Below are 14,049 nucleotides of genomic sequence, written 5' to 3'. Positions count from 1 at the left end.
GAACACATGACTGAATTTAACACTCGCCGACATTTATTCTCTAATAGTATGCTAGACAATAGCATGGCTATTTTTCCTGCTAATGAAGAATTGATTCGAAGTAACGATACCGAATTTCGTTTTCGTCAAAATAGTGATTTTTATTACCTGACTGGATTTAATGAACCGGAAGCATGCCTGTTATTGATCAAAAGAAAAGGGCTAATTAGCAGTGTGTTATTTAACCGTAGAAAAGATAAAACGGCTGAAATCTGGCATGGTTATCGATTAGGTCAAGCAGCAGCCGTTACTGAATTATCGATGGATCAAGCCTTTGCTATTGATGAGTTAGAAGTCGTTCTAGCAGATTTACTGGCCGGCATCGAGACAGTATATTATCCAGTATTAAGTGGTTTAAGTTTAGATACACGCTTACAAACCATTCTCAATAAATTACGCAATAAAACGCGCAGTGGTTTAATTGCAACCAATCAGTTTTTAAATTGGCAACCGCAGTTACATGAAATGCGCTTATTCAAAAGTGATGCTGAAAAGGATTTAATGCGTAAAGCAGGAGAAATCTCTGCGCTAGGCCACGTACGTGCTATGCAACAGTGTAAACCGGGTATGTGGGAATTCCAATTACAGCTAGAAGTTGAATATGAATTCGCAAGGCAGGGGACACGTGATGTTGCCTATAACAGTATTGTTGCTGGTGGTAATAATGCCTGTATTTTGCATTACACCGAAAATGATAAGCAACTAAAGGATGGTGATTTAGTGCTGATTGATGCGGGTGCTGAATATCAAGGTTATGCTGGCGATATTACACGTACTTTTCCTGTTAATGGTCGCTTTACTGAAGAGCAAGCGGCGATTTACCAACTAGTCTTAGATTGTCAGCTATTTGCACTTGAGCAAGTAAAGCCGAATATTAGTGTTTTAGCGATCAATAAGTTAGTTGTGCGTAAAATGTGTGAAGGTTTACTGGCATTGGGCATTTTACAAGGTGAGCTGGAAACCCTGATTCAGGAAGATAAACATAAAGATTTTTATATGCATGGTTTAGGGCACTTTATTGGTTTAGATGTACACGATGTCGGGGACTCTGGCAGTATCGAAACACCGCGCTTATTAGAAAAAGGCATGGCGATCACCATTGAACCTGGGCTTTATATTAGTAATGATGCAAATGTTGAAGACCATTGGAAAGGTATCGGTGTTCGTATTGAAGATGATGTGATTGTTACTGACACTGGATGCGAAATTTTGACTTCAGCAGTACCAAAAAGCATCCAAGATATTGAAGCATTGATGCATGGTTAAAAACAACATTACCCAGATTGACACACTCTCGGATGACCGATGTGATAACGTGAGTTATGACATTGTTATTGTAGGGGCTGGTCTATCTGGCTCATTATTAGCGTTATCTTTGTTGAAACAAAATGCTCAGCTTAAAGTGTTATTGCTAGATGAAAACGCACAGCGTGTTGAAAAAAATCAGTCTCTAGCTAATAAAACGGTATCTGATAAGCAACGTAATCCTAGCTTCGATGCGCGTTGTATTGCCTTAAATGCTGGATCGGTTGATATTTTAGACTCGTTAGCACTATGGTCTGAGATTGAAATTAATGCGCAAGCTATCGATAAAATTCAAGTCTCAGATAAAGGCTACTTTGGAGCCTTAGGCTTAATGCCAAATAATAAAGGTGAAACTTTTGGCTATGTTGTTGAGTTACGACATGTTGGGAAAGTACTAGCAAGAGCATTAGGCGCTTTTCCATCGTTAACGACACGGTACAATGTGAAACTCAAACATTTTCAGCAAGGTATTGATGCAATTAGTTGTGAACTCAGTGATGGTCAGTGTATTGAGGCAAAATTATGTGTGGGCGCCGATGGTAGTGAAAGCCAAGTCAGGGAGCTAGCTAAAATAGATACAGAGCGCTATAACTATGACCGTAGTGCTATCATCTGCAATGTTCGTTGCTCTAAACCACATCAAAATATTGCCTACGAGCGATTTTGTAAAAGCGGTCCTATTGCTTTATTACCGTTAACGGCAGATCGCTATTCATTAGTGTATTGCGTTGAGCATCAGCAAGCAGCACAAATTGCAGAATTACCGGATCACTTATTTCTTGCTCAATTACAGCAACAGTTCGGTTTTCGTGCCGGTATATTTGAAGAAACAGGAAAGCGAGATATTTATCCGTTAAGCTTAGTAAAAACAACTAAACCGATTGCGCATCGTGTTTTATGTGTTGGTAATGCGGCGCATAGTTTACACCCCGTTGCAGGCCAAGGCTTCAATTTGGGATTACGTGACCTATTTGTTCTAGCTAAAGTGGTCACACAATCAGAAGTAGAGCATATTGGCTCGTTTTCAATGTTAAATACTTATTGGCAATGTCGTGCTAAAGATCATCATCGCACTATTTTGATGACGGATAGTTTAGTGAGAATATTCAGTAACCAATATCCATTATTGAGCATTCCTCGTAATATTGGTTTACAAGCAATGAGCTGTTTTCCATTTTTATCACAACCCATTATCGAACAAGCCAAAGGCCAGTTTGATTTATTTAACAGTGAGAACTTGTCATGATGCAGTCTTATGATGTCACTATTGTTGGTGGCGGAATGGTCGGATTAACATTAGCCAAATGTTTAGCTAAAAGCCATTTATCTATTGCTATCATTGAAGCTAATGAAACAGTGGCGTTAAGTGATACACCAGAAAGTAGGGTCAGTGCGATTAGCTTTGCTAGCAAAACCCTGTTTGATAATTTAGGTATTTGGCCATTACTAAAAGCGCAACGTATTACACCGTATCATACGATGCAGGTGTGGGAAAAAGATAGCTTTGGTAAAATTGATTTTGATGCCAAACAAGTAGACCAAAAAGACTTAGGATACATTGTTGAAAATAAAAATTTACAGCAAGCTTTACATCATAGTGTGCAACAACAGCAAAATGTAACTTTTTTCTGTCCCGACTCACTTCAAAGTATGGCCATCGGAGAAGGTGAAGTTTGGTTAACATTACACAGCGGCAAACAACTGACATCGAAGTTAGTGGTGGCTGCCGATGGTGCTAATTCATGGGTAAGATCGCAACTTAATATTCCCTTAACACAATGGGATTATGAGCATCATGCAATTGTTGCTACGATAAAAACCGTTGAAAATCACCAAGCCTGTGCTCGCCAAATATTTACCCCGCAAGGGCCGCTAGCCTTTTTGCCTTTATACCAGCAGCACCTTAGTTCTATTGTGTGGTCGTTGCCGCCTGAAAAAGCACAAGCTTTACTGGCTTTAGATGATCAAACTTTTAACCAGCATCTAAGTCGCACCTTTGACAATCGCCTAGGTCCCTGTGAAGTACAGGGGCAACGTCAAAGCATACCTTTAAGTATGCGCTATGCGAGAGACTTTGCGAAACATCGTGTTGCACTAATTGGTGATGCTGCACACACCATTCATCCGTTAGCTGGCCAAGGTGTAAATTTAGGTTTATTGGATGCAGCTTGTTTAGGGCAAGAAATATTAAAAAATGTGACATTAGGTAATGATATTGGTTTGTACAGTAATTTACGTCACTTTGAGCGCTGGCGTAAAACCGAAGCAACAGAAATGATTGCGTCGATGGAGCTATTAAAACAATTATTTAATGGGGAAAATCCTGTACAAAAAGTTTTAAGAGATGTTGCTCTGTTAATGGCTGATACTATCAGTCCACTAAAAAAGCAGTTTATTAGACAGGCAATGGGACTAGGCGGTAATAAACCTACTTTATGTTTGCCAATGTCAACGGTTGAATAAATTAGCATCAGTAGATCGGTAACAATACTTGTTGTTTTTGGCATTTCATCAGAGAACAGGTATATTAGCGATAATTTTACTTACGCCTTTAATGCGAGTGCAGTGATTTTCTATCGTTAATACTCTCATTAAAGGTTTCAAATACCATAAGAGCGAAAAAATATGATCATTAAACCTAAGATTCGTGGCTTTATTTGTACAACTACTCATCCAACGGGTTGTGAAAAAAACATTCAAGCACAAATTGAATACACTAAAAAGCAAGGCAAAATTGAAAAAGGCCCTAAACGTGTATTAGTGATTGGTTCTTCTGCAGGTTACGGCATGTCATCTCGTATTGCTGCTGCATACGGAAGTGATGCTTCAACAATCGGTGTGTTTTTTGAAAAACCAGCAACCGATCGTAAAGCGGGTTCAGCAGGTTGGTATAATAGTGCTGCGTTTGAAAAACAAGCTAAAGAAGATGGTCTATATGCTAAAAGCGTTAATGGCGATGCATTTTCGAACGAAACAAAGCAACTTGTTATCGATACAATCAAAGCTGATTTAGGTCAAATTGATGCAATCATCTATTCTGTTGCTGCGCCTGTACGCAAGTTACCAGATACTGGTGAAGTGATTCGTTCAAGCTTAAAACCAATTGGTGAAACTTACACTTCAACTGCTATTGATACTAACAAAGACGTGATCATTGAAGCATCAGTAGAGCCTGCAACTGAAGAAGAAGTTGCGAATACAGTGACTGTCATGGGTGGACAAGACTGGGAACTTTGGATCAATGCACTAGCCGATGCGGGTGTGTTAGCTGAAGGTGTTAAAACCGTTGCTTATTCTTACATTGGCACTGAATTAACATGGCCTATCTACTGGAATGGCGCATTAGGTAAAGCGAAATTAGATTTAGATCGTGCTTCTACTGCTATCCAAGCTCAATTAGCCTCTTTAGGCGGTGAAGCTTATGTTTCAGTACAAAAAAGTGTTGTGACACAAGCAAGTTCGGCTATCCCTGTTATGCCTCTGTACCTTTCAATGGTCTTTAGAATCATGAAAGAAAAAGGTTTACACGAAGGTTGTATGGAACAGATTCACCGTCTATTTACTACGCAATTATTCAAAGCTGATGGTTCAGCGCCTACAACGGATGAAGCTCGTCGTTTACGCCTTGATGATTGGGAATTGCGTGATGATGTTCAACAAGCTTGTACAGAACTATGGCCTCAAATCACAACTGAAAATCTGTTTGAACTAACAGATTACCAAGATTATAAAGATGAATTTTTACAATTATTTGGTTTTGGTATTGATGGTGTTGATTATGATGCTGAAGTTGAACCTTTAGTTGAGTTTGATTGTTTATAATTTCTATTCATTTGAATGAGTATATTTAAGTGATCTACTATACCCGCCGAGTGCGGGTATTTTTTTGACTCAATTTTTGTCACAATATGTCAATTCGTTTCAATTACGTTACTTTTTCTTTATTGTTTACGCTTAGACTTGCTTTTTTTGTTGCAACTTCATGATAAATAATTAGACTTACACAAATCGGTATGTAGCGCAGTTTGGTAGCGCACTGGCATGGGGTGTCAGGGGTCGGAGGTTCGAATCCTCCCATACCGACCATTTCTTCATTTATTATTTTTCCTCCTACACTAAGGAATTTTCATGTCCCGTTTTGCATTGCCAGAGTCTCAATTATTAAAAGAACTCAAAAACGTATTTGAAGTACAAAGTGCGGCAATTACTACACATAGTAAACATGTTGGCGAAGCGTATCTTCAAGCGTTGGCTTTAATGAAAAACTGTACTGGACGTGTGATTGTTTCTGGAATGGGAAAATCAGGGCATATCGGTACTAAAATAGCCGCTACACTTGCCTCTGTTGGAACGCCTTCTTTTTTTATGCATCCAGGTGAAGCTTTTCACGGTGATTTAGGCATGGTAACAAAAGAAGATGTATTATTATTAATTTCATATAGTGGCGAAACAGATGAGATACTAAAAATAATTCCATCGCTGCAACATTTTGGTAATAAAATAATTTCAATTACCGGTGGTACAACGTCGACACTTGCTAAAAATTCTCATGTTGTACTCGATGCGAGCGTAGAAAAAGAAACCTGTCCCAATAACCTCGCACCAAGCACTTCTACTACCTTGACCTTAGTGATTGGCGACGCACTTGCGAACACTTTAACGTTAGAAAAAGACTTTAGTCCAATGGATTTTGCTCGCTTTCATCCTGGTGGTAGCTTAGGTAAACGTTTATTAACTTTTGTTCGCGATGAGATGCGCAGTGAAAACTTGCCTGTTGTAAGCGCTGATACGTCGGTGACGGATGTGTTAATGGTGATGACTGAAACGCGTACCGGTTTAGCTTTGGTGTTAGAAGATGGTAATTTACAGGGGGTTATCACCGATGGTGATGTTCGTCGTTTCTTAATTGCTGGCGAAAGTATTGTTGATAGCCAAGCTGAACATTTAATGAACCCTACGCCACGTTTAATTTCTGCCTCTGCGCGTTTAACTGAAGCTGAAGAATTAATGCGCGAAAAGCATATAAAATGGTTAGTGGTGAGTGAAGATGGTAAAAAAGTAGATGGCATTATCGAGTGGGGTCAATAACCAAAGATATTCTCTATGCAAAAAGCTAAACCTATTAAAATATGCATCATTAAAAGTCACTACGGTGACTTTTTTATTATTGGCTGCGGCTTATTCTACACAGAGATAAACTTACCCTAAGAGATCAACCATCCTTGATACTGTTATTTGCTTTATTTAAAAAAGAAATCTCTCTCCATATCTCATCAATTTAATTTAACAGTCTGAATACTAGACTTTTTAACAATTTGTATGTGTTTTTTTAGTGTTTAGAAACTATTTATTATTTCATGCAGTCACTTATTGTTAATAATTTCTTATACTCATTAACAAGTAAAGGAAGTAGCATTGATGCAGTGGAACTGTTTACAAGGATAAGGAACCGCCAAAGGATTGGCAAGGGGATCAGCTTGGAAAAGCATTGTCATGGAGCCACAGGGATGCGGTCAATCTCAATGGAATGAAATGAAGACGACAAAAAGGGAGGGCATTTATAATGCTCTCCCTTTTTTATTGGGTAATATTAAAAAAAGTGTGGTGATAGTAAATGTGTTTATATAAGACGTGACTTTAATTGCCACATTTTGAATACACCAAAAAAGAAAATTTCAAAAGCTTCTTTTTTGGTTAATTTTAGCTTTTCAGCAAATGCCCCATAAATAACTAACAATTGGATCGCATGCATGACAATCACAAAAGCTAATAAAAAGTAAAAGGCCATTGCAGCTTTTCCAGGGAATGGGAAAAATAAATTAGCAAGCAACAAGGTCCAAATAATGATCATTAAAAATTTTGCAAAGGGAATAAAATAAGTCATTGTTTAACCTCTTGAAAATAATTGATAACGAACTTGGCCTGATGTTTTTTCTTTCAATAGTTGCCAGTTATTAGGGATTTGAAGCGTGTTTAAGCTGTTTTCAACTTCCAGATAAATAAGACATCCATTGGCTAAATATCCATTTGCTTCTAATTGTTCTATACAAGGTTGAGCTAAGCCTAGATTAAATGGCGGATCGATAAAAACCACATCGTAGTCTTGAGTCGCGGTTTGGTTAAGGTATTTTAGGGAGTCGCCTTGAATAATTTGCGCATTTTCTACGTTTAAGGAGGTTAAGTTAATTTGTAACTGCTTAGCGACTTGTTTATCAAGCTCTAAGAAAGTACAAAATTGACAATAACGAGATAACGCTTCGAAACCTAAACTTCCACTTCCACTAAAACAATCTAAACAATTTGCATCTCGAATATCATGCATTAACCAATTGAAAAGAGTCTCTTTTGTGCGATCTGTTGTCGGCCGCAACCCTTGTTTATCTTTAACGGGAAGCTTTTTTCCTCGCCATTGACCAGAGATTAAGCGGATAAATCCGTCACTCATTGATTTTCTATTGTTTTCTTTGGTTAAAGTACGATGATTTTTACTCATATAATTTTTAGTCCGGCAAGCATAGTGTTAATATAGCATTTCAATACGATTGCTATTTTAGCAGGGTAAACAGGTTGTTAGTAAGGTTTTTAATCAATGTCTATAAAGAAAGGATTGTTTTCATGGTTTTCAAAAAAACCAGCTAAGAAAACAGAGCAAGAAGAAAAAGAGCAAGCAGAGCTATTAGCGCGTGAACAAGCTGAACTTGAAGCGAGTGAAAAAGACACTGCTGAAGAGGTAAAGCGTCAAGCCGAACTTGCAGAAAGAGAGTTAGCAGAAAAACAGCAAGTAGAGTTATTAGCGCGCAAACAAGCTGAGCTTGAAGCACAAGAGATCGCCGCTGCCGAAGAAGCAAAGCGTCAAGCCGAGCTAGTTGAAAAAGAGCGTGCTGAAAAACAGCAAGCAGAGCTATTGGCGCGTAAACAGGCTGAACTTGAAGCACAAGAGATCGCTGCTGCCGAAGAAGCCGAGCTAGTTGAAAAAGAGCGAGCTGAAAAAGAGCAAGCAGAGCTATTAGCACGCAAACAAGCTGAGCTTGAAGCACAACAGATCGCTGCTGCCGAAGAAGCAAAGCGTCAAGCTGAACTAGTTGAAAAACATCAAGCTGAACTAGCCGAAAAAGAGCGAGCAGAAAAAGAACAAGCAGAGCTATTAGAAAGAGAGTTAGCAGTCAAACGAGCAGAGCTATTAGCACGTAAGCAAGCTGAACTTGAGGCAAGAGAAAAAGCGGCAGCGGAAGAAGCACAACGTCAGGCTGAAATAGTAGCTCAACAAGAGGCGGCTGCTAAAGCAAGATTGGCATATCAAGAAGCACAGAAAAATGCAGAGTTAGCGCGTCAACAGGTAGAAAGTGAGGCAAATGAAGAGGCAGTACAAGAAGCTGAAATAGAGGCAAAGTTAGTTGCTGAAGAAGAAGTTGAAGCAGAGAAACAAAAAAACACATTAGGTTTCTTTGCTCGTTTTGCTGCAGGCTTAAAGAAAACACGGCTTAATATTGGTAGTGGTTTACTATCGTTATTTAAAGGCAAAAAAATTGATGATGAGCTATTTGAAGAACTAGAAGAGCAACTTATTGTCGCGGATATCGGCGTTGAGACAACATTACGTATTATTGATAATTTAACGGAGCATGCAAATCGCAAACAGTTAAAAGATGCAGAAGTTCTTTATGAGTTATTGAAAAAAGACTTATCAGACATACTACATGAAGTTGAAAAACCTTTAGTGATTGATGTGACCAAAAAACCTTATGTTATTTTAATGGTTGGTGTAAATGGTGTTGGTAAAACAACTACTATCGGTAAATTAGCTAAAAAATTCCAAAATGAAGGTAAATCAGTAATGCTTGCTGCCGGTGATACGTTCCGTGCCGCCGCTGTTGAGCAGTTACAAGTTTGGGGTGAGCGTAATGAAATTCCTGTTATTGCTCAGCAAACGGGGGCAGATAGTGCGTCGGTTTTGTTTGATGCGATGGATGCCGCGCAAGCACGGGGTATCGATGTATTAATTGCAGATACAGCTGGCCGATTACAAAATAAAGATCACTTGATGGACGAGTTGGCGAAAGTAGTACGTATCATGCGTAAAAAAGATCCAACGGCCCCTCATGAAATTATGTTAACAATTGATGCGGGTACTGGTCAGAACGCGATTAGCCAAGTTAAATTATTCAACCAAGCGGTAGGTTTGACAGGTGTTACCTTTACTAAGCTTGATGGTACTGCAAAAGGGGGGATTATTTTCTCTATTGCCGATCAATTTAAGTTACCTATCCGTTATATCGGAGTGGGAGAGGGGATTGATGATTTAAGAGAGTTTAACGCCAAAGAGTTTATTGATGCTCTTTTCTCTAAAGAAGATGAGTCATAAGGTAAAATAGACAATGATATTATTTGAAGAAGTCAGCAAAATTTATGCCGATGACCAAATCGCTTTAAATAAAGTAGACTTTCATTTAAAACAAGGCGAAATGGCTTTTATTACCGGTCACTCTGGTTCTGGTAAAAGCACTTTATTAAAGCTGGTGAGTCTAATGGAACGCCCTACGACTGGGCGTATTGTTTTAAATGGTAATGATATCAGTCATATCAAAGGTAATGATATTCCCTATTTACGCCGTCATATTGGTATGATCTTTCAAGATCATCGTTTATTGATGAATCGTACCGTACTTGAAAATGTTGGTTTGCCTTTATTAATTGAAGGTTATAGCCGTTATGAAATTAAGCGACGTAGTTTAGCCGCCTTAGATAAAGTGGGATTAACGGGGAAAGAAAGCAGCTTTCCTATCAATTTATCCGGTGGCGAGCAACAACGAGTAGGGATAGCCCGAGCTATTATTAATCAACCTCCTTTATTATTAGCAGATGAACCCACGGGTAATTTAGATCCTAAATTATCATTGGAAATTTTAACCTTGTTTGAATCTTTAAATCAATTTGGTATGTCCGTGTTAATTGCCACACATGATTTAGGACTAATTGCTAAGATGCGTTACCGTACACTCACGTTACGTGATGGTGATATGATCAATGACGGCTTATTAAGGGAACGCAATGAGTAATAAGATGGGTGCAAAAAGAAAGCTATCTGGCTCTCCTAAAATTAATAAAGTGTCTTTTATTGGCCGTGTTAAGGCAACTTTAGTACAGCACGTGCATCAGGTTATTCATAGTTTCTTTGAATTATGGAAAACTCCGTTTGCGACCTTGATGACAATTCTCGTGTTGGGTGTTGCATTATCTTTACCCACTGTTTTTCATGTGGTTTATAAAAATGTAGAACGCGTGAGTGGGCAATGGGATAGCGCTTCTGAGGTAAGCCTTTTTTTAAAAAAGAATATTTCTGAAGAACGGGTGCAAGTACTGATTAATAAGTTAGGTTTGTATGAAGATATTGAAGCCGTTACTTATATTTCCCGTCATCAAGCATTGTTAGAGTTTAAAGAGATGTCTGGTTTTTCAAAGGCATTAAGTTATTTAGATGAAAACCCATTACCCGCAGTATTGGTGGTTGTCCCTGTCAAATCTGCAATGAATACCGCGGGTAGTAAATTGCTAGTGGCTAAACTTGAACGAGAACAAGATATTGACTTGGTGAGTGTTGATATTGATTGGATAGAAAAGTTACAGGCTATTTTCTATCTAGTGGTTGATATGGTGATTGGCATTGCAACATTATTATTATTATCTGTGTTATTAATTGTTAGTAATACGATCCGGCTTAATATCCTTAACCAGCGCGATGAAATAGAAGTCTTAAAGTTAGTCGGAGCAACCAACAGTTTTATCCAGTTACCTTATATATATATTGGAGCTTGGTATGGATTTTTGGGTGGTGTGATTGCTTGGTTATTTTCTTGGGTGCTGGTTATTTGGTTGGAGTCAGGGGTAATGAATTTAACCGGCCTTTATCAGGCACAATTTCAAATCATATCATTGAATTTTGATGAATCTATCACACTACTTATTGTTGGTGCTGTATTAGGTTTTATTGCTTCATTTATCTCGGTAAAACAATATCTTGTGAAAATTGAACCGAAGTAGTTTTTATCATTATAGTTGTAGTTTAAAGACGCTTATGAAATAAATTAACACCAATTTTTTATAAAAAAATAAAAAACTAACTGCTTGATCTCTTTTGTTTTGCCTGTAATATGTGATCTACTTCACGGGTTTGCTTAGAGGATTTGATTTCAGGTGTTTTATGAAAAAAAATGTTGATATTCAGTTGTTACCCATTTCGTCACCGACATGTCAGGTGCTCATTCAAGAGCAAATGGCCTTCCATAAAGGCATGAAGCTGATCGATTTGATTGCTGATTGTAAAGAAATTCTTGTTATTCGTATTGATGGGCGCTTGATTGCTTACGGAACTTTTGATCTATTTGAAGGTCAGATTATGCGTATCAATTCATTACATTTTCGAGATGTTTTTCAACATCATAGTATCGGACAATATTGGTTATCCCGTTATGTAAAACGCAAGTTAGATAAAAAATGTTACTTCAACTTTTTGATAGCCAGTTAGGGTTATTAGGCAAGTAAAATATTTTATTTTCAATTTGCTACTGTATAATATAGAGTGTTTGGTTAGTATCGAAACACTTATTATTAAAACTTCAAGTATTAAGGTGAAACATGAGTGATACAATAAATTCAATGAGTCTAGTTCCTCAAGGAAGTATTGGAGCCTATGTTCAATCTGTAAACTCATTTGCTAAGCTAAGTGCTGAAGAAGAGCAAGAGTTAGCAGAGCGTCTATATTACAAAGGTGATTTAGAAGCCGCAAAAAAATTAGTTATGTCGCATCTACGATTTGTTGCTTACATTGCTAAAAGTTATGCTGGTTACGGCTTAGCACAAGCGGATCTAATTCAAGAAGGTAATGTAGGATTAATGAAAGCGGTTAAACGCTTTGACCCAACGGTTGGGGTACGTCTTGTTTCTTTTGCTGTGCATTGGATTAAAGCAGAAATTCATGAGTACGTTATCCGTAATTGGCGTGTTGTAAAAATTGCAACGACAAAAGCACAACGAAAGTTATTCTTCAATTTGCGTAAATCTAAAAAACGTTTAGGTTGGTTCAAAAAAGAAGAAGTAGAAGCGGTTGCTGAAGAGTTAAATGTAAGTACTAAAGATGTACTTGAAATGGAGTCACGTTTAAATGCTCAAGATCAGTCATTTGATTTAAGTGTTAATGACGATGATGACAATACCTTTGCACCGATGCACTATCTTGAAGATAAAAGTGCAAGCGTTGAAACTCAAATTGAGCAAGAAAATACTGAGTCTCATACAAAGAATAAATTGTATTCAGCGTTATCAACGTTAGATGCACGTAGTCAAGATATTTTAAATTCTCGTTGGTTAAGCGAGCCAAAAGCCACTTTACACGATTTAGCTGCGCGTTATGATATTTCTGCGGAGCGTGTTCGTCAGTTAGAAGCGAATGCCCTTAAGAAATTAAAAACTAACATGGACTTCTAAATAGTTAGCATATTATTAGGTGAGCTAAGGCTCACCTTTTTATTTCTACTCTCTAAGAACAACTCGGTATTCTATGCTTACTATCGCGACACTTGGCCCAAAAGATACATTCTCAGATCTCGCTACTAAGCAATATATTCAAGCTATTCAAGATAAAGATCCCGTTCCCTGCGCGGATATTAAATATTATTCTACGCTGTCACAAACTTTTCAAGCCGTCGGTAAAGACTGTCAATTAGGTGTTTTACCCATTGAAAATTTATCTGAAGGTTATGTGCAGGTGGTTTTAGACCAATTATTGGATACTAAACTATTTGTTATTTCTGAACTGTTATTGCCGATTCAATTCTCATTTGTTGGATTTTGTGAGCAGTTCTCTGATCTACGTGATTTGTATGTTCAGTTTGTTGCTCATGGACAATGCTCTGAATTCATCAATGGGTTGGAAGGGGTGAGAATACACAATACTCAAAGTAATATTGAATCCTTGGTGTTAGCGCAACAAAAAGGTAAATCGGCTGGTGCAATTATTCCGCAACATGCCTTATCACATGCGACTGAAGCAATCATCGTTGATAATGATGTGACCAATTATGCTAATAATCAAACACGTTTTTTAGTGCTTTCTGAAACACCTCAAGCACGGATCCTGGGTAAAGAATATAAAACCACTTTAGTTGTTAATAACAAACAAGATTGCCCCGGTGTTTTAGGTAGTATTGTCAGCGCTTTTGCAATGCAAAAAGTAAATTTAACCTCTATTATGTCTCGTCCTACTCGTTCACAAATAGGTAACTACCACTTTTTTATTGATATAGATGGACATCAAGAAGAAGAGCATATTGCCTCTGCGTTAGTTGAAATTCAAGCTCAATATGCAGTAACAGTGATTGGTTCTTATATCAAAGCTGTCAATTAAAACTATTCAAATAGTTGTCAATTCACTAAGTTACTGCCCAACTTTATCGGTTATTAGCTCGTTAACATTTTTGTAAAAATAATAAATATTAAAATAACGCTAAGAGTAGGTTGATGATCACTGATCATTAATAATAAATTTTACACTAGGTTTAAAATTGGTTATTGTTTGAACGATCGTTTTTAAATGTAATAATTTAGTAACTACTCAGCAGGGATAAAAATATTAGGTAGCATGCCATTCAACAATAGCGTTAAAGCAGTAGAGCCACTTACTCCCTGCTTTTTACAGCTTGATAAGTAACT

At 37.7% G+C, this 14,049-nt stretch carries 13 protein-coding genes and 1 tRNA gene; 12 read left to right on the top strand and 2 right to left on the bottom strand.

The window, feature by feature from the left end:
- The first annotated feature begins 6 nt into the window (after positions 1 to 6).
- The 6 genes from pepP (at position 7) to H592_RS0113550 (ending at position 6,432) form a co-directional block, all read left to right on the top strand.
- Positions 7 to 1,305 carry a Xaa-Pro aminopeptidase gene (gene pepP / locus H592_RS0113575; protein WP_028869242.1) on the top strand — a complete coding sequence of 433 codons (1,299 nt, stop codon included), beginning with the start codon at positions 7 to 9 and terminating at the stop codon, positions 1,303 to 1,305.
- The gene (gene ubiH, locus H592_RS0113570; protein ID WP_084296286.1) at positions 1,298 to 2,590 is read left to right on the top strand and encodes a 2-octaprenyl-6-methoxyphenyl hydroxylase; all 1,293 of its coding nucleotides are present in this window, start codon (positions 1,298 to 1,300) and stop codon (positions 2,588 to 2,590) included. Before pepP ends, ubiH begins: the two co-directional genes overlap by 8 nt.
- Positions 2,587 to 3,807 carry an FAD-dependent monooxygenase gene (locus H592_RS0113565; protein ID WP_028869240.1) on the top strand — a complete coding sequence of 407 codons (1,221 nt, stop codon included), beginning with the start codon at positions 2,587 to 2,589 and terminating at the stop codon, positions 3,805 to 3,807. Before ubiH ends, H592_RS0113565 begins: the two co-directional genes overlap by 4 nt.
- A 162-nt stretch (positions 3,808 to 3,969) precedes the next feature.
- Positions 3,970 to 5,166: an enoyl-ACP reductase FabV gene (gene fabV / locus H592_RS0113560; RefSeq protein ID WP_028869239.1), complete on the top strand. Its 1,197-nt coding sequence runs from the start codon at positions 3,970 to 3,972 to the stop codon at positions 5,164 to 5,166.
- 187 nt (positions 5,167 to 5,353) lie between these two features.
- Positions 5,354 to 5,430: transfer RNA gene (locus H592_RS0113555), tRNA-Pro, on the top strand.
- Between the two features lie 42 nt (positions 5,431 to 5,472).
- Positions 5,473 to 6,432, top strand: coding sequence for a KpsF/GutQ family sugar-phosphate isomerase (locus tag H592_RS0113550; RefSeq protein WP_028869238.1), 960 nt, complete (start codon positions 5,473 to 5,475; stop codon positions 6,430 to 6,432).
- A gap of 532 nt (positions 6,433 to 6,964) precedes the next feature.
- Here H592_RS0113550 and H592_RS0113540 read toward each other — a convergent pair.
- The gene (locus tag H592_RS0113540; protein ID WP_028869237.1) at positions 6,965 to 7,228 is read right to left on the bottom strand and encodes a DUF1145 domain-containing protein; all 264 of its coding nucleotides are present in this window, start codon (positions 7,226 to 7,228) and stop codon (positions 6,965 to 6,967) included.
- Between the two features lie 3 nt (positions 7,229 to 7,231).
- Positions 7,232 to 7,837 carry a 16S rRNA (guanine(966)-N(2))-methyltransferase RsmD gene (gene rsmD / locus H592_RS0113535; protein ID WP_028869236.1) on the bottom strand — a complete coding sequence of 202 codons (606 nt, stop codon included), beginning with the start codon at positions 7,835 to 7,837 and terminating at the stop codon, positions 7,232 to 7,234.
- Between the two features lie 96 nt (positions 7,838 to 7,933).
- Between rsmD and ftsY the strand changes: the two genes are divergently transcribed.
- The 6 genes from ftsY (at position 7,934) to H592_RS0113505 (ending at position 13,744) form a co-directional block, all read left to right on the top strand.
- Positions 7,934 to 9,706 carry a signal recognition particle-docking protein FtsY gene (gene ftsY / locus H592_RS0113530; protein WP_028869235.1) on the top strand — a complete coding sequence of 591 codons (1,773 nt, stop codon included), beginning with the start codon at positions 7,934 to 7,936 and terminating at the stop codon, positions 9,704 to 9,706.
- A gap of 13 nt (positions 9,707 to 9,719) precedes the next feature.
- Positions 9,720 to 10,400 (top strand): cell division ATP-binding protein FtsE, encoded by a 681-nt coding sequence (ftsE, locus tag H592_RS0113525; protein WP_028869234.1) that lies wholly within the window; start codon positions 9,720 to 9,722, stop codon positions 10,398 to 10,400.
- The gene (gene ftsX / locus H592_RS0113520; RefSeq protein ID WP_051369178.1) at positions 10,393 to 11,382 is read left to right on the top strand and encodes a permease-like cell division protein FtsX; all 990 of its coding nucleotides are present in this window, start codon (positions 10,393 to 10,395) and stop codon (positions 11,380 to 11,382) included. The genes ftsE and ftsX overlap by 8 nt, the downstream gene beginning before the upstream one ends.
- A 160-nt stretch (positions 11,383 to 11,542) precedes the next feature.
- On the top strand, positions 11,543 to 11,866 hold the full coding sequence (locus tag H592_RS0113515; RefSeq protein ID WP_028869232.1) for a hypothetical protein: 324 nt from the start codon (positions 11,543 to 11,545) through the stop codon (positions 11,864 to 11,866).
- Between the two features lie 110 nt (positions 11,867 to 11,976).
- Positions 11,977 to 12,825: an RNA polymerase sigma factor RpoH gene (gene rpoH, locus H592_RS0113510; RefSeq protein ID WP_028869231.1), complete on the top strand. Its 849-nt coding sequence runs from the start codon at positions 11,977 to 11,979 to the stop codon at positions 12,823 to 12,825.
- A gap of 73 nt (positions 12,826 to 12,898) precedes the next feature.
- Positions 12,899 to 13,744: a prephenate dehydratase gene (locus H592_RS0113505; protein ID WP_028869230.1), complete on the top strand. Its 846-nt coding sequence runs from the start codon at positions 12,899 to 12,901 to the stop codon at positions 13,742 to 13,744.
- Positions 13,745 to 14,049: the final 305 nt, after the last annotated feature.

It is taken from the genome of Psychromonas arctica DSM 14288 (assembly GCF_000482725.1).
Classification (GTDB): Bacteria; Pseudomonadota; Gammaproteobacteria; order Enterobacterales; family Psychromonadaceae; genus Psychromonas; species Psychromonas arctica.
The sequence above is the reverse complement of the archived record's forward strand: the minus strand, read 5'-3'. Positions and strand labels throughout refer to the sequence as shown.

Excerpts from the sequence above, each read along its gene's own strand:
- H592_RS0113565 (WP_028869240.1), top strand. The coding sequence starts at position 2,587 with ATGATGCAGTCTTATGATGTCACTATTGTTGGTGGCGGAATGGTCGGA.
- rpoH (WP_028869231.1), top strand. The coding sequence starts at position 11,977 with ATGAGTGATACAATAAATTCAATGAGTCTAGTTCCTCAAGGAAGTATT.
- H592_RS0113540 (WP_028869237.1), bottom strand. The coding sequence starts at position 7,228 with ATGACTTATTTTATTCCCTTTGCAAAATTTTTAATGATCATTATTTGG.
- H592_RS0113550 (WP_028869238.1), top strand. The coding sequence starts at position 5,473 with ATGTCCCGTTTTGCATTGCCAGAGTCTCAATTATTAAAAGAACTCAAA.
- pepP (WP_028869242.1), top strand. The coding sequence starts at position 7 with ATGACTGAATTTAACACTCGCCGACATTTATTCTCTAATAGTATGCTA.
- H592_RS0113515 (WP_028869232.1), top strand. The coding sequence starts at position 11,543 with ATGAAAAAAAATGTTGATATTCAGTTGTTACCCATTTCGTCACCGACA.
- fabV (WP_028869239.1), top strand. The coding sequence starts at position 3,970 with ATGATCATTAAACCTAAGATTCGTGGCTTTATTTGTACAACTACTCAT.
- H592_RS0113505 (WP_028869230.1), top strand. The coding sequence starts at position 12,899 with ATGCTTACTATCGCGACACTTGGCCCAAAAGATACATTCTCAGATCTC.
- ubiH (WP_084296286.1), top strand. The coding sequence starts at position 1,298 with ATGGTTAAAAACAACATTACCCAGATTGACACACTCTCGGATGACCGA.
- ftsY (WP_028869235.1), top strand. The coding sequence starts at position 7,934 with ATGTCTATAAAGAAAGGATTGTTTTCATGGTTTTCAAAAAAACCAGCT.
- ftsE (WP_028869234.1), top strand. The coding sequence starts at position 9,720 with ATGATATTATTTGAAGAAGTCAGCAAAATTTATGCCGATGACCAAATC.
- ftsX (WP_051369178.1), top strand. The coding sequence starts at position 10,393 with ATGAGTAATAAGATGGGTGCAAAAAGAAAGCTATCTGGCTCTCCTAAA.
- rsmD (WP_028869236.1), bottom strand. The coding sequence starts at position 7,837 with ATGAGTAAAAATCATCGTACTTTAACCAAAGAAAACAATAGAAAATCA.